We start from the raw sequence: 14,417 nt of genomic DNA, 5'->3' as shown, positions 1-14,417 counted from the left end.
CGTAGAAGTAATTTGGGTAAGTTTAAAAAAGCTCTAGCCTATCTTGGAATTATTAAAAATACGAAAAAAGTAGTAAGCAAAGAAGAGAAAATTATAGGCACCTATGAATTAGGCAATTTTACTAATGATAAGAATTCTATAGAGAACTTTTTGAACAACCTAGATTTCCATGAAGAAAAACTTTACGCATATGATCTTAGTGGTACAAAAGTTGGAGAAGTAGGTGATTTTGGAAAAGTAGTATTAGATGAGAATATTAAGCTTGATGAAACTATTCTTCAAAAAAAATGGTAAATTCTTAGATTTAGAAGGTAAAGCTTTACAAAATCAGTTTATACAAAAAGGTAGCGGAGTTTACCATTTAAGTATTGCTACAGACGTAAAATATTTTGATAAAGATTTGAAGTATTAAGACTTCAAAAGATGTTACGAATCTTAACACAAAGCCCGTAAAAAGTGCTCTTAAAGGTAGCAGAGAAGCTGCAAAAATAGGAATTCCGGTAGTTCCCACTAGAGGATAACTAGGTTATAAGTGCTTGACCATTATAACGTGTATATTATAATAGTTATGACCAAATTAATATGTACGTTATAATAGTCATAATAAATTATGACTATTATTTAGCCTTTTGCATGTCTAATATAGCTTGTATTTGAGCTTGTGTCTCAAAAGTCATTTGGCTCTAATTCTAATGCTTTGTTGTATGATTCAAGAGATAAATCGTATTTGCCTAATTTTTCCAAAGTAAGACCTTTATTAAGATGTGCTTTATAATCATTGATATTTAATTTAAGTGCTGCATCAAAAGCTTTTAATGCTAAATTATATTTTTTAAGAATTCCTAAAACTATTCCTTTATTCACGTAAGCTCTAAAATCATCAGGATTAAGCTGTATGTTTTATTATACATTTTAATAGCTAAATCATATTCTTCTATATTAAAATATATATTTCCTTTATTAAAGTATATTACAGGCTCATTCGGTTCTAGCTCTAATGCTGTATCATACGATCTAATAGCTTCTTCATATTCCTGTAACGCATCTAAAGCTAAACCCTTATAGAAATATGCTTTAGCGTCATTAGGATTAAACTCATTTCCTTTATTTTATGCTTCAAGTGCTAGTTCGTATTTTTCAAGCTTTCTTAATATTTCTGCTTTATTGTTATAAGCATAAGGATGACTTGGATCTATTTCGATTGCCTTATTATAAGCTTCTAAAGCTAAATCGTATTTTCCCAACTGAATTAATATCGCTCCTTTATTAAGATAAGCCTGAAAATGATTAGGGTTTAGTGCAATTGCTTTGTTATAAGCTTCAAGGGCCAACTCATATTTTTCAGGAAATCTAAGTCCCAGTATTCTTAGTCTAAATCCATATCCAATATATGCATCATTCGGATTTTGTTTTATAGCTTTATCACATTTTGCTAATTCTTTTTCAAAATCATTTGCAACTGATTCAGGTTGTTTATTAAACAAGAACTTATAACCACAAAAACATATTACTATCACCACAAGAATTAAAATGCCGACAATTAAATATTTATACTACATATGTTAATTAATAATATATAAAAAATTAAATATTATAAAAGTTAATTTATAATGTTATAAATTACACTTTATAAATGATGTAACTTGTCTATAATAACTAATTAGTAATTAAGTTATTTAAAGCTCGATGAATAGGTCTAAGTTCATTTTTTTATCTGCTATTTCAGGTAATGTACTCGAATATTATGATTTTACGGTATATTCAGTTTTTTCGCTGATTATTGGACAAGTTTTTTTTCCAGGCGAATCAGAATTCATTAGAATTCTTCTAAGCCTTGGAGTATTTGCGGTTGGCTTTCTGACAAGACCGATAGGAGGCATATTATTCGGTTATATCGGTGATAGATACGGTAGACGTATCGCTTTAATAATCTCGATGCTAGGTATGACTATTCCGACCTTTATTATGGGTCTCATACCCTCATATGCAAGTATTGGGATTTATGCCCCTATAACTCTAGTTATAATGCGGCTTATTCAAGGTTTATGTATTAGCGGTGAAGGAACGGGAGCGGCTATTTTTATCCTTGAACATCGTCAAAATTTAAGACCGGGTTTTACGGCAGGTTTAGTACATGGTTCAAATATCGCCGGTACCTTAATTGCAACATTTATCGGTATTATAATAGAACGTTATTTCTCTCATATAGATTTTGCTTGGCGTTTTGCTTTTCTGCTTGGCGGATTTATGGGTCTTGCAGGATTTTACTTGCGATTGCGTGTATCGGAAACACCGATTTTTAAAATGCTTGAGAAAAAGAAACAAGTTCTTAAAGCACCTTTTTCCAATGTAATTAGAACTGCTTGGAGATCGATGTTTTTAACTATGTGTATAGGTGCTATCGCTAGCAGCGTTATGTATTTAGTAAAAACATATATAAATGTTTTCTATTATAATGTAATGCATCTTAGTAATACTATTGCTTTATCATATTTAGCGTATAGTTCGTTTATTGCTATGATAGCGATGCCGCTTGCCGGCGGTACTTCCGATATTATCGGAAAATTTAAAATGGCAATGCTTGTTGGTGTTGCTATCTTGATATTGATTTTACCGACCATGTTACTTATGTCGACAGAAGAGATATGGCAACAAATTATAGCTCTTACAATACTTGGTATGCTCGCAGGAAGCATAGCAGGTACAGCTTATATACTCGTTATATCCTTGTTTACGGCAGAACAAAGATTTACCGGTGTTGCTTTCAGTTACAATTTTGCAATAGCGATATTCGGCGGAACTTCACCTATTATTTCTCGTTGGCTTGTAGAGCGCACAAGCTTATTTTATGCTCCGGCTTTTTATATTATGATCATTGCTGCCGTATTTTTAGTGATTATGTATATGATGAGGAAAGTAATTAAATCGTTGCTTAATAATTATGAACATAGAAAATAAAGAAATAACAAGTAGTTGGTTTACTAATTTACGTGATTTATTGTGCAAAGAATTTGAAAAAATCGAAGAAGAATATGCACAAACCAAAGGTTTAAAACCGGCTAAGTTTATACGCTCAAGCTGGCAACGTAACGGCGGCGGTGGCGGTGTCATGTCTCTCATGAAAGGAGAAGTATTTGAAAAAGTCGGGGTTAATATATCTACCGTATTTGGTGAATTTTCTCCCGAATTCCGCAGCGAAATTCCAGGAGCAGAGCTAGACGGGAAATTCTTTGCAACAGGCATTTCATTAGTCGCACATCTTAAATCGCCGCTAATTCCCGCTATGCATTTTAATACTCGTTATATAGAAACTTCTAAAAGTTGGTTTGGCGGCGGTGGCGATTTAACACCTTTTTATCCGGAAAAAAACGAAACTGTAAAGTTTCATGCAGCTTTTAAAGAAGCGTGCGATAAGTATGATTCTAGCTATTATCCTAAATTCAAAAAGCAATGTGATGAATATTTTTATCTAAAGCATCGAAAAGAGCCGAGAGGAGTAGGCGGAATATTCTATGATTACTTAAATAACGGTAATTTTGAACAGGATTTTGCCTTTACACAGGACGTAGGTAAGGCTTTGTTGTCGGTATATCCTGAAATCGTTAGAAGTAAGTTATTTTTACCTTGGACAGCTGAGCAGAAAGAATACCAGCTTATAAAGCGAGGTAGATATGTAGAATTTAATTTGCTATATGACCGCGGTACTAAATTCGGCTTAATGACCGATGGAAATGTCGAGGCAATATTAATGTCATTGCCACCTGAAGTAAAGTTTAATTGACTTTTTTAAAATCGTAACCGGAACGGCAAAATGCTATTTCGGTGTGTTGAAACTTCTGTAAAAAGTGAGAGTATTTTCCACAAAACCGATGCAATCCTTGGTTTATAGTGAAATACATTGAATTAGATGATATTTATAAGAAATATTTTATTTTTTTAAGGATATAGCGAATGCCAACCCATTTACGATATGAGATATATTATTTAAAAATTAAAAAATGTCACCTAATTCAATGCATTTCACTATAACAAAAATTTTTACTTTGTAAGTTTAGGCGGGAAATAATGTTTTGTTGAGATTACTTTTTTACCAGTTTTATTTTCCAAAGCCGTTTTAGCGTTTTTAGCTATACTTCCTCCTATTTTACCTGCAACCTTATTTTCTTCCATTCCTGTTGCATTATTAGTTTCTGTTACCTGACGAGTAGATAATTCAGCAAGAGCAGTAAAAATTAATTCTGCTTCATTCATGTGATCACGTAAATTTTGATTTGTTAAGCCTTTTATATTTTTGTGTTCTTTAAGTTATACCAGCCCATTCTTGATGAATAATATTAGTTAATATAGCAAATTCATTCTCTTTTGTTACTTCATGGTTTTTCCAAGTAATCAGTTAATTTATTTCGTGTTTCCTGCCCCATCATACATTGTTAAATCCATTTCTCGCTACGACCGTGTCGTTTCCAATTATCCCTTGCTCTATCAATTGACTTTTCCGGATCAGAAATTTCTTGAATCCTCTCATAACCGACTTTAGCAAGCCATTGTTTAAACGGTTCTGCCTTTGGAGACGGAATAGATTGTATAATACGAAGTAATGACTCTGTATTTGCACAGTCTGTTATATATTTTTTCCATCTGTGGCAGTTAATTTCAGTCCGTGACAATTTGTCACGACCTCACTTTTTTCTTCGTTTAACCTTTGTTTTAATTTTCTCCAATAAGCTCCAGGGTCACTACTATCAGTCAATGCTCCTACTACGTCGACTACTGAAAACCACCATTTGTTATTATGCAAAATTCTTCTAATGGTTTTATCTTTAAAGATTACTAACTTATTAAGTTTATCGCTATTATTCATAATGTTCCATATTATTTTTTATGAATTATAGGTATTCTAAATAAATTTTACAACTTACATTAGAAATAAAAAATCCTTTAGATAAATAAACTATTAGTTAAGTTATAGATTGACTTTTAAAGGAAGTTAGGTATAAGCTTTAACTGAAATAGTAAAACACTATTTCGGGGTGTAGCAACCTCTACCAAAAGTGAGAACATCTCTCACATAATTGATGTTAATCCTCGACCTTATGGTCGGAGGATAATAGGCATGTCCAGAGCTTAAAAGCAATGCTTTAAGCAAAACCTATTATAGCTGACTTTTGGCAGTTTTGCTAACTCCCTGACCACCAAGGGTTTATTTCTCTTCGGTGGTTGAAACTTAAGCAATTTAAGTTTAATTAATCGGGAGTAACTACATATCCAACCAAACTAACAAGAGCCTACCTGAACTCGTAGCAGAGTTTACTTCAAAAGAAAATTTAGAAATCCTAAAAGTTGAGATAGCAGAGTTGCTAGAAAGACCTTTGAAAAAGAGAGATATCAACGCAATAGAGAAAACGCTTAGCAGAATTAGAAGCAATATTTGGTATTGCTAAAATATAGATTAGCAGACATTGCTTTATTATGTCATTCCTACTTTCCTTTCACGGAAAAACATTGCCGGCATGGATCGGTTTTAACATCATTATGAGAGAAATTACGTAAGTAATTGACGAAGCACAATCTTAGAAGTTTGTTATTATTTCCTGCTCGCAATGACGATATATCTTTAACAATCCCTTTTCAAATAAAAAGAGTATACTAGTCAAATGGTTTCACTATAACCATAATTACTGCAACAATCATGCAAATAGCCGGAATCTCATTAACTATGCGATAAAATTTTTCTGAATGGACATTCTTACCATTTGCAAAATCTTTTCGCCATCTTGCAAGTAAACCGTGAAATATCACTAAAACTAATACTGCAAACATTTTAACGTGAAACCAAGTATCAAGAGCAACAAACCCGTAAATATGAGCATTTATTAAACCAAAAATAAATGTGCTAATCATTGCCGGATTCATAATGAATCTGAGTAATTTTAGCTCCATTACTTGTAAAGTACTATCTAGCTCGCTACCTATTTTAGCTTTGATATGATAAACATAGATTCTAGGTAAATAAAGAAGTCCTGCCATCCAACATATAGCAGATATCAGATGGACTGACTTAAACCATAGATAGTAACTTGCCATTCTTTTCCTTATTAACTTGTTAATTTACACAAACATTTAGTAAATTCGTTTGGACATATTCTTGTACTAGAGCTACTCATAACTAAATTAGTATCAACCTTATTAATAAATCGTAGTAATATATTTGTCAAACTATTAATAAAAATTTTATTTGTTCCAAGTGTCGGAATTCGGGTATATTGAATTTCATATTTATCTGCGATTAATTTATATTCAATATCAAGCTCTACTAGTGTTTCAACATGCTCGGATACAAAGGATATAGGTACGATAATTATGTCTTTTTTTAACTTTCCTGCTAGCTCTATTTCGTCTTCCGTATTCGGTTTTAACCACTCTATAGGTCCTACTCTACTTTGATAAGTTATCTTATAATCTAGATCTTTTATATTTAATTCTTTAACTATTGCTTGTACTGTTTCTTTTATCTGAAAACTATAAGGATCGCCTGCTTTTATTATTTTTTCGGGTAACCCGTGAGCAGAAAATAATATACGAAAATTCTTATCGTATAGTTTTTCTTTAATTAATGAAACATGGGCTTTTATAAAATCTTTTTCTAGAGGATAACAGCAAATTGTTTTAATTGGAATATCAATATCAAGGTTTTGTAAAAAATTTTTAACCGATGATCCTGTCGTGGTACTTGAAAATTGAGAATATAGAGGCAATAATATTACTTCGCTTGGATTATATTTTTTTATTTGACCTATTACTTCTTTAGCAAACGGTGCTGAATATCTCATATTTATAAAAATAGCGAAATCTTCTTTTATAAGTTGCTTTAGCTTTTCGGTTAGTGCTAATTTCTGCTCCTCTGTTTCCTGAAGTAAAGAAGATTTACCACCAATTAAAGAATAAATTTTTTGAGATTTTTTCTCTCTAGTAATAGAAATTATTTTAGCGATAATATAACGCAAAGGATTTGGTAGATTAATTATAGCTTTGTCATAGAATAGATTAAATAGAAAAGGCTTCACTGATTTAAGGTCTTTTGGACCGCCTAAATTAAAAAGTACTATTGCTATTCTTTTCTTCATATAACCTAACATATTTTGTCAAAAATTCTACATTTTCCGTAGGTGTTTCAGGCAAAATACCATGTCCTAAATTAAAGATAAAATTCTTTCCTTTCATTGCCTGAAGAATTTTATAAGTTTTTTCTTTAATAATTTCTTTATTAGTTAATAATACAACCGGATCTAAATTACCTTGTACTATTACTTTATCACTCCACTCTTTCATTTTTTCAAGAGGGACCATTTGATCTACGGCTAAAACATCTATCGGTACTTCTTTTATAAATTTTTCGTATAATAATCCTGCTCCTTTAGGAAAAGTAATTATAGGAGTTTTTGGAAAAACTTCTTTTACTTTTAGTACAATCTTTTTTGTCGGCTCTATTACAAATTCAGTAAATTCCTCTTCTGCAAGTACTCCTGACCATGAATCAAAAAGCTTTAAAACATCTGCTCCAGATTTTGCTTGATTTATAAGATGATCAGCTGTTTTTTCCGTAATAAAATTTAATAATTCTTCAGCAAGTATTTTATTTTCATATATGAATTTTTTGCTCGTTTTAAAATCCTGTTTTCCTTTTCCTTCTAGCATGTAACTCATCACTGTCCAAGGACTACCTGCAAATCCTATTAAAGAAATGGGGGATGGTAATTCTTTTTTTACTTTTTTTATTATTTCATAAACCTTTTCTAATTTATCATTCGGATTGATTTGCAGATATTTAAAATCTTCTTGTGATTTGAATTGCTTTAATATAGGCCCTATATTTTCTTTAAAATCCACTTCCCATCCAAGAGCATGAGGTAAAACTAATATATCGGAAAAAATAATAGCTGCATCAAATCCATAACGTTTTATCGGTTGTAAGGTTACTTCCGTTGCTTTGCTAACATCATAACAAAAATCTAGAAAATTTTTTGTTGTTTCTCTTACTTTTTTATATTCCGGCAAATATCTACCTGCTTGACGCATAAACCAAATAGGTATTTTATTACTATTTCCTTTTAATGGATTTATAATTTGCTTCATACTATTACTAAAAATATTAAAATAATAAATATATTTATTATTTGTTGTTTATGTAAATAGAATTATGTAGATTAAATGTTTTAAACAGAGTTATCAACAAAATTTTCATTAAAATTTTCTTAAAAATATAGGCATTTTAAATTATTATTCACATAAGTTTGTAATGAATTTATACAAGTGGATAATTAAGTGTAAAATTCATTTATAGCTTAGAAAAGACTATTTTTTCAAAGAAAAATGATATTTATTCACAATTTTATCCACAAACTATTTATTTAAAAGAAAATACACTAGATTTACTTGATTTAATAAGGATTTGAGGAAATTTTTAATAGGTTTTAATAGGAAAAATAATAAGTTATTAAAAAATTTATCCACAATTACATGTGTAAAGTATGACAAAGCTAATTATTCACTTAGTTTCAGACTCTTCCGTGCAAACTGCAAAATATGCAGCAAATTCTGCCCTTACACAATTTACTTCCTTAAAACCAAAATTATATCATTGGCCAATGATTAGAAATTTGGAATTGCTAAATGAAGTATTAAGTAAAATAGAATATAAACATGGGATAGTATTATACACGATTGCTGATCAAGAACTCCGAAAAGCTTTAACGAAATTTTGCTATGAATTAAAAATTCCATGTATTTCTGTAATAGGTAAAATTATTAAAGAAATGTCTGTTTTTTCAGGTATTGAAATAGAAAAAGAACAGAATTACAATTATAAATTTGATAAAACTTATTTTGATACACTTAATGCCATAGATTATGCTATAAGACATGATGACGGACAAATGCTTAATGAATTATCAGAGGCTGATATAATATTAATAGGTCCTTCTAGAACTTCTAAGACACCGACTTCCGTATTTCTAGCGTATAACGGTTTAAAAGCTGCCAATATTCCTTATGTTTATAATTGCCCCTTTCCTGATTTTATAGAAAAAGATATAGATCAATTGGTAGTAGGACTCGTTATTAATCCAAATAGGTTAATTGAGATAAGAGAAGCTAGATTAAATCTATTACAAATTAACGAAAATAAAAGCTATACGGATTTTAATATAGTACAAAAAGAGTGCCTAGAAGTCAGAAAAATTTGTGATCAAAGAAATTGGCCGGTAATTGATGTGTCGACTAGATCAATAGAGGAAACAGCAGCTTTAATAATGCAAATATATTATAATAGAAAAAATAAATATAATAAATAAAAAGATTTTCATTATTTACAAGTAGAAGTCTGTACTTTATAATTTTATTTATAAATATAGATGTTGTCCATATATGGACAATGCTACAAAAACATAGAGGAATTTATGGCAAATAACGTAATGGATAGCTCTTTTAAAAAGGAAGTATTAGAATCGGATTTACCTGTACTGGTTGATTTTTGGGCAGAATGGTGCGGACCGTGTAAAATGTTAACACCGATAATAGATGAAATCAGTAAAGAATTACAAGGCAAAGTAAAAGTACTTAAAATGAATATTGATGAAAATCCTAACACTCCTTCAGAATACGGTATTCGTAGTATTCCAACGATAATGTTATTTAAAAATGGTGAACAAAAAGATACTAAAATAGGTTTGCAACAAAAAAAATCTCTTTTAGATTGGATTAATAAATCTATTTAATATTTATTTTATGTCACTTAGCCATCCAAAAGTATTTATAGAGATAACTAATGGTTATGTTGAAGGTATTGATACTCATAAAAGAGCTCAAGGTTTAAAGCATTTCTTCTTGAAAAAAGGAGTCTCTCTTTCTCCAAATATACCTATATTAAACAATATTAATTTTTCTTGTTATGAGGGAGAAAAAATAGCTTTTATAGGGAGTAACGGTTCGGGAAAAAGTTCGTTTCTAAAGCTAATCGCCGGAATATATCCGTTAAAATCCGGTACAGTCAAAGTTCATGGAGATATTGCGGCAATTATAGATATGGGAGTTGGTTTTGAGTCTGAGCAAACTGGTCGTGAAAATATAAAAATGTTAATGCTATATAATAATATGCTGGATAAATATAGCAAAAAAATTGAAAAAGAAATTATAGATTTTTCAGAACTTGGTAGTAAAATTGATTTACCGATAAAAATTTATAGCTCCGGTATGTTATCACGTCTTGCTTTTTCTGTATCGATATTTCAAAATCCGCAGATTCTATTACTTGATGAAGTTTTTGCGGCAGGCGATAGCTATTTTATAGAAAAATCTCTTAGTTTAATGAAGAATAAATTTAAAAATACTCCTATTTCAATAATAGTAAGCCATCAAGAAGAAATTATAAAAGATAATTGCGATAGATGTATTTTATTAAAAGACGGCAATATTATAGGTGATGGTACACCATCGGAAATGTTTAAAATCTATAACCAACAACAAGGAAATTCATAAATGATAAAGTATTTTTTTTCTAAAAAATACTGGCGGGCAATAGCATTACTAGTTAAAGCTTCTATAATTAGGCAAAATAAAGATTCTTTTTTAGGTTCTTTATGGAGTTTAATTCAGCCTTTTATTCACATAATGGTAATTTCATATTTTTTTGGTTTTTTATTAAGACAGCCGAGAGAATTTATGGTAATGAACTTAGTCGGTGGTATTCCTTTGTGGAGTTTTATAGTAAGCAGCTTAACGATTTGTTCAAGTTCTTTAGTTACACGTGATCAAATAATAAAAAAAGTTAGAATTTCTAAGACTTTTTTTCCTGTTGCGGATAGTTTAGGGCAATTATATACTTTAATTTGCTCATTTTCGGCAATGTATTTTGCTTTTATTTTATTATTTCCAGAAAAATTTTCTTGGCAAATAATATTTATGCCGATATTAATTTTGCCCTTAATAATATGTGTGATTAGCGGTTCTATCGCAGTAGCATTTTTAACGCCGTATATTCGAGATATTCCGCAAATGTTGAGTGTTATTCTTGGAGTTATTTATTGGAGTATACCGATAGTTTATCCATATTCGCTAATTCCGGAGTCTAAAAAGATATATTTTGAATTTAATCCGTTCTTTTTAGTTATAAGACCCGTACAAGCGTTGGTGATTGACGGAACATTACCGGATATGATGCTGATAGTTAAGTCTATTATAGTTGCATTTAGTACTGTTTGTATTAGTTATTTAATTTATAGACAATTTTCTAAAAGAGTTATTTATTATTTATGAAACTTGGTTTTAATCTAGATTTTAATGAATTAGATTTAACCGGACTTAAAAAATTAGATCAAATATTTTTAGATTATCTCTTTAAAGCCGATAGATCTTTGCATAAAGATTTAATGTTATTTAGATCGACTCCTCTCTCCATTATTCCAAAAGATTATTCCGAATTTTTGCTAAAAATTTCCCCTCATTTAGACGATTTTTTAGCAGAGTTATTTTGTATTTCAAAAGAAATAACGATATCAAGGTTAAAACATAAAGATTTTGATATTATTTATGAATGTAAAAGAAAATTTGTTCAACGTGTTGCCGTAAAAAAATATCCACCGGAAAAAATAAAAGATATTGATTTTGAAGATGTGTATTTAAAGCTAACTGATTTAATAGGTGCGAATTTTACTTCTAGAGAATTTGCCAAACAAATAGTTATATGGCAACAGGCAGAAGAAAGTTTTGCAGAAGAATTAGACATAGCAGCTAGGTATGCTGCGTATAGGGTTTATTTGTGTGAGGGTATCAAGCCACAGGATAACATCCTATTCAACCTCCCACAAAAACTAGATAAAGAAAATCTAATAGACGATAAAAAAATATTAAAATATCAAAAAAATGAGAGAGTAGATTTTGACTATACAGATTCTTTTTTAAATCTAGATGAAGCTTTAAACCATTCTCATTATTGTATTTATTGCCATAAGCAAGATAAGGATAGCTGTTCTAAGGGGTTACTGCAACCTCAGAATCGTCATTGCGAGGAGCGAAGCGACGTGGCAATCTCAGGAGATTTGACGAGATTGCCACGCTCCTTGCAGTCGCTCGCAATGACGGATTTAAAACAAGGCTGCCCGTTAAAACAAAAAATTTCTGAAATGAACTATGTTAAGGCACAAGGTTTTAACCTAGGTGCTCTTGCTATTATCGTTATTGATAATCCGATGGTTGCAGCAACAGGTCATAGGATTTGTAATGATTGCTCAAAAGCTTGTATTTACCAAAAGCAAGATCCGGTAAATATCCCATTAATAGAATCAAATATTTTAGAAGAAACGCTTAAATTACCTTACGGCTTAGAGATATATTTACTGCTTACTCGTTGGAATCCGCTTAATATTTATGCACCGCTTCCGAAAGAACCTACTAATTATAATATTTTAGTTACCGGTCTTGGTCCTGCAGGTTTTAGTCTTAGCTATTATTTATTACGGTCAGGTCATAATGTTGTGGCTATTGACGGTTTAAGAATTACTCTACTGCCTTTTGACGTTCATAAGCCTATAAAATTTTGGCATGAATATAAAAATTTGTTATCGGAAAGAATGCCAAGAGGATTTGGAGGGGTAGCGGAATATGGGATTACCGTTCGGTGGGATAAAAACAATCTCGATATATTGCGGCTAATATTAGAGAGAAATAATAATTTCAAATATTATGACGGAGTAGCTTTAGATTTTAATATAACGAAAGAACAAGCTTTCGATTTGGGTTTTGACTATATAGCTTTTTGCATTGGAGCAGGTCAGCCGAAAGTTTTGGATATAGAAAATTTTGAAGCTAAGGGCGTAAAAACGGCTTCTGATTTCTTAATGACTTTGCAAAACGGAGGGGCATTTTTGAAAAATTCTAGTACTAATATGGTAATTAGGATGCCGATTGCGGTAATAGGCGGCGGTCTTACTTCCTTAGACGCAGCAACGGAAAGTTTATATTACTATAAAAAACAAGTAGAGGAATTTGCCGAAGATTATATAGAAAAAGATTTAACGGAGGAAGATAAAGAAATAGCTGAAGAATTTATTGCTCATGCAAAATTGTTTAAAGAAGCTAAGAATAATGAAGAATTAAGAAAGGTTTTTAATAAGCTTGGGGGTGCTACTGTCTACTATCGTGGAAGATTGCAAGATTCGCCGGCATATAAATTAAATCACGAAGAGCTAATATATGCATTAGCACTCGGTGTTGATTTTAAGGAAAATATGCAACCTTTAAGGATTAATGTTGATAAATACGGTCATGTGGAATCTGTGGAGTTTGAGAATCGAAACCGTCATTGCGAGCAGTCAAAGACTGCGTGGCAATCTCAGGAGTTTGGCTTAACAAGATTGCCGCGTCAATGCTACGCATTTCCTCGCAATGACATTAAAACCAAAACCGTGATTATGGCAATCGGTATAGAAAATAACACTCAATTCGATGAGGATAAATATAGTTATTTCGGTGATTGTAATCCTAAATATTCGAGTAGTGTAGTGAAGGCTCTTGCTAGTACCAAAGAAGGGTACGACGCTATTAACAAAAAGCTTATAAATAATAATCCTAGCTTTAAAGGTAGTTATAAAGATTTTTGTACGCAGCTTGATTATTTGCTGACTTCTAGGGTTAATAAAATAAATATTTTAGATGATAAAACTTTCGAGTTGATAATTCATTCGCCGCTTGCTGCTAAAAATTTTAAGTTCGGACAGTTTTTTCGCTTACAAAATTATTCTGAAGATGCTGCTAAGTTAATAGAGCCTGTAGCCTTAAGTCCTATCGATATTGATGTAGAAAAAGGCTTAATTAGCTTTATAGTTTTTGAAGTCGGTAAATCTACTAGCTTATGTAAAACATTATCCGAAAATGAGAAAGTAGTTTTAATGGGACCGACAGGTTCGCCGCTAGAAATACCTCAAAATAAAAAAATAGTTATTGTTGATTTCGAAGCCGGTAATATAGGCTTATTAAAAGTTCTAAAAGAAAATAATAATGAAGTTATATTTGTTACCTATCCTGATATAAAAATCCGTAAATTAGTTTCAGTGGATATAGTAATAATTAATGCTTCTCCTGAAATAATAGAAGAATTGCAAAGTCTAAAAAATGAAATATTCAGTGAAAATACAAAAATAATAGTTAGCGTTAATTCATCGATGCAATGTATGATGAAAGGAATTTGCGGACAATGTATTCAAAAAGTTAAAGGAGAGCAGAAATATATTTTTGCATGTAGCCAGCAAAATCAAAATGCAGAAATAGTTGATTTTAAGAGCTTGAAAACTCGTTTACGCCAAAACTCTTTGCAAGAAAAAATGAGAAAATTAGTGGCTAATTCATCCATAATTTAATAGCTTCAA

General features: G+C 30.9%; 16 protein-coding genes and 1 pseudogene. 8 read left to right on the top strand and 9 right to left on the bottom strand.

What is annotated here, in order from left to right; genetic code table 11:
* The first annotated feature begins 12 nt into the window (after nt 1–12).
* A complete protein-coding gene (locus tag C4Q30_RS09790) occupies nt 13–294 on the top strand; it encodes a hypothetical protein (protein WP_225981278.1) in 282 nt (93 codons plus the stop codon).
* Nucleotides 295–666: 372 nt separating this feature from the next.
* Here the strand turns inward: C4Q30_RS09790 and C4Q30_RS05265 are convergent, their stop codons facing one another.
* The 4 genes and pseudogenes from C4Q30_RS05265 to C4Q30_RS05255 form a co-directional block, all read right to left on the bottom strand.
* Nucleotides 667–864, bottom strand: a complete 198-nt coding sequence (locus C4Q30_RS05265) for a tetratricopeptide repeat protein (RefSeq protein ID WP_245207497.1) — start codon at nt 862–864, stop codon at nt 667–669.
* Nucleotides 861–938, bottom strand: a complete 78-nt coding sequence (locus C4Q30_RS09785) for a hypothetical protein (RefSeq protein ID WP_245207570.1) — start codon at nt 936–938, stop codon at nt 861–863. Before C4Q30_RS09785 ends, C4Q30_RS05265 begins: the two co-directional genes overlap by 4 nt.
* 21 nt (nt 939–959) lie before the next feature.
* Nucleotides 960–1,064: pseudogene (locus C4Q30_RS09780) on the bottom strand (tetratricopeptide repeat protein); the annotation flags it as partial.
* A 45-nt stretch (nt 1,065–1,109) separates the two neighbouring features.
* Nucleotides 1,110–1,484, bottom strand: coding sequence for a tetratricopeptide repeat protein (locus C4Q30_RS05255; protein WP_103897417.1), 375 nt, complete (start codon nt 1,482–1,484; stop codon nt 1,110–1,112).
* A gap of 202 nt (nt 1,485–1,686) precedes the next feature.
* On the opposite strand from C4Q30_RS05255, the gene C4Q30_RS05250 reads away from it, so the two are divergent.
* Together C4Q30_RS05250 and hemF are read left to right on the top strand one after the other, a co-directional pair.
* A complete protein-coding gene (locus tag C4Q30_RS05250; RefSeq protein ID WP_103897416.1) occupies nt 1,687–2,958 on the top strand; it encodes an MFS transporter in 1,272 nt (423 codons plus the stop codon).
* Nucleotides 2,942–3,781: an oxygen-dependent coproporphyrinogen oxidase gene (gene hemF / locus C4Q30_RS05245; protein WP_103897415.1), complete on the top strand. Its 840-nt coding sequence runs from the start codon at nt 2,942–2,944 to the stop codon at nt 3,779–3,781. Before C4Q30_RS05250 ends, hemF begins: the two co-directional genes overlap by 17 nt.
* Nucleotides 3,782–4,038: 257 nt before the next feature.
* On the opposite strand, the gene C4Q30_RS05240 is transcribed toward hemF, so the two are convergent.
* The 5 genes from C4Q30_RS05240 to hemE all read right to left on the bottom strand — a co-directional run bounded on the left by C4Q30_RS05240 (nt 4,039) and on the right by hemE (nt 8,133).
* Nucleotides 4,039–4,251, bottom strand: a complete 213-nt coding sequence (locus tag C4Q30_RS05240) for a hypothetical protein (protein ID WP_103897414.1) — start codon at nt 4,249–4,251, stop codon at nt 4,039–4,041.
* A 179-nt stretch (nt 4,252–4,430) separates the two neighbouring features.
* A complete protein-coding gene (locus C4Q30_RS05235) occupies nt 4,431–4,667 on the bottom strand; it encodes a BRO-N domain-containing protein (protein ID WP_245207495.1) in 237 nt (78 codons plus the stop codon).
* A gap of 979 nt (nt 4,668–5,646) precedes the next feature.
* Complete coding sequence (gene hemJ / locus C4Q30_RS05225; RefSeq protein ID WP_103897412.1) at nt 5,647–6,084, bottom strand: protoporphyrinogen oxidase HemJ; 438 nt, start codon at nt 6,082–6,084, stop codon at nt 5,647–5,649.
* An 11-nt stretch (nt 6,085–6,095) separates the two neighbouring features.
* Nucleotides 6,096–7,136 carry a ferrochelatase gene (gene hemH, locus C4Q30_RS05220; protein ID WP_014121181.1) on the bottom strand — a complete coding sequence of 347 codons (1,041 nt, stop codon included), beginning with the start codon at nt 7,134–7,136 and terminating at the stop codon, nt 6,096–6,098.
* Nucleotides 7,093–8,133, bottom strand: a complete 1,041-nt coding sequence (gene hemE, locus C4Q30_RS05215) for a uroporphyrinogen decarboxylase (RefSeq protein ID WP_103897411.1) — start codon at nt 8,131–8,133, stop codon at nt 7,093–7,095. Before hemE ends, hemH begins: the two co-directional genes overlap by 44 nt.
* A 395-nt stretch (nt 8,134–8,528) precedes the next feature.
* Here hemE and C4Q30_RS05210 point away from each other — a divergent pair, with 395 nt between their 5' ends.
* The 5 genes from C4Q30_RS05210 (at nt 8,529) to C4Q30_RS05190 (ending at nt 14,408) form a co-directional block, all read left to right on the top strand.
* Complete coding sequence (locus C4Q30_RS05210; RefSeq protein WP_103897410.1) at nt 8,529–9,350, top strand: pyruvate, water dikinase regulatory protein; 822 nt, start codon at nt 8,529–8,531, stop codon at nt 9,348–9,350.
* Nucleotides 9,351–9,455: 105 nt separating this feature from the next.
* The gene (gene trxA / locus C4Q30_RS05205; protein WP_014408103.1) at nt 9,456–9,773 is read left to right on the top strand and encodes a thioredoxin; all 318 of its coding nucleotides are present in this window, start codon (nt 9,456–9,458) and stop codon (nt 9,771–9,773) included.
* Nucleotides 9,774–9,783: 10 nt separating this feature from the next.
* Nucleotides 9,784–10,533: an ABC transporter ATP-binding protein gene (locus C4Q30_RS05200; protein WP_012150227.1), complete on the top strand. Its 750-nt coding sequence runs from the start codon at nt 9,784–9,786 to the stop codon at nt 10,531–10,533.
* Complete coding sequence (locus C4Q30_RS05195) at nt 10,534–11,310, top strand: ABC transporter permease (RefSeq protein WP_103897409.1); 777 nt, start codon at nt 10,534–10,536, stop codon at nt 11,308–11,310.
* Complete coding sequence (locus C4Q30_RS05190; RefSeq protein WP_103897408.1) at nt 11,307–14,408, top strand: FAD-dependent oxidoreductase; 3,102 nt, start codon at nt 11,307–11,309, stop codon at nt 14,406–14,408. The genes C4Q30_RS05195 and C4Q30_RS05190 overlap by 4 nt, the downstream gene beginning before the upstream one ends.
* The last annotated feature ends 9 nt before the right edge of the window (nt 14,409–14,417 follow it).

Source organism: Rickettsia fournieri, from assembly GCF_900243065.1.
Taxonomy (GTDB): domain Bacteria; phylum Pseudomonadota; class Alphaproteobacteria; order Rickettsiales; family Rickettsiaceae; genus Rickettsia; species Rickettsia rickettsii.
The sequence above is the reverse complement of the archived record's forward strand: the minus strand, read 5'-3'. Positions and strand labels throughout refer to the sequence as shown.

What these genes read in the sequence shown, in the direction of transcription:
- C4Q30_RS05190 (WP_103897408.1), top strand. Translation starts at nt 11,307, where the DNA reads ATGAAACTTGGTTTTAATCTAGATTTTAATGAATTAGATTTAACCGGA.
- C4Q30_RS05200 (WP_012150227.1), top strand. Translation starts at nt 9,784, where the DNA reads ATGTCACTTAGCCATCCAAAAGTATTTATAGAGATAACTAATGGTTAT.
- C4Q30_RS05210 (WP_103897410.1), top strand. Translation starts at nt 8,529, where the DNA reads ATGACAAAGCTAATTATTCACTTAGTTTCAGACTCTTCCGTGCAAACT.
- C4Q30_RS05250 (WP_103897416.1), top strand. Translation starts at nt 1,687, where the DNA reads ATGAATAGGTCTAAGTTCATTTTTTTATCTGCTATTTCAGGTAATGTA.
- hemH (WP_014121181.1), bottom strand. Translation starts at nt 7,136, where the DNA reads ATGTTAGGTTATATGAAGAAAAGAATAGCAATAGTACTTTTTAATTTA.
- hemJ (WP_103897412.1), bottom strand. Translation starts at nt 6,084, where the DNA reads ATGGCAAGTTACTATCTATGGTTTAAGTCAGTCCATCTGATATCTGCT.
- hemE (WP_103897411.1), bottom strand. Translation starts at nt 8,133, where the DNA reads ATGAAGCAAATTATAAATCCATTAAAAGGAAATAGTAATAAAATACCT.
- hemF (WP_103897415.1), top strand. Translation starts at nt 2,942, where the DNA reads ATGAACATAGAAAATAAAGAAATAACAAGTAGTTGGTTTACTAATTTA.
- trxA (WP_014408103.1), top strand. Translation starts at nt 9,456, where the DNA reads ATGGCAAATAACGTAATGGATAGCTCTTTTAAAAAGGAAGTATTAGAA.
- C4Q30_RS05240 (WP_103897414.1), bottom strand. Translation starts at nt 4,251, where the DNA reads ATGAATGAAGCAGAATTAATTTTTACTGCTCTTGCTGAATTATCTACT.
- C4Q30_RS05195 (WP_103897409.1), top strand. Translation starts at nt 10,534, where the DNA reads ATGATAAAGTATTTTTTTTCTAAAAAATACTGGCGGGCAATAGCATTA.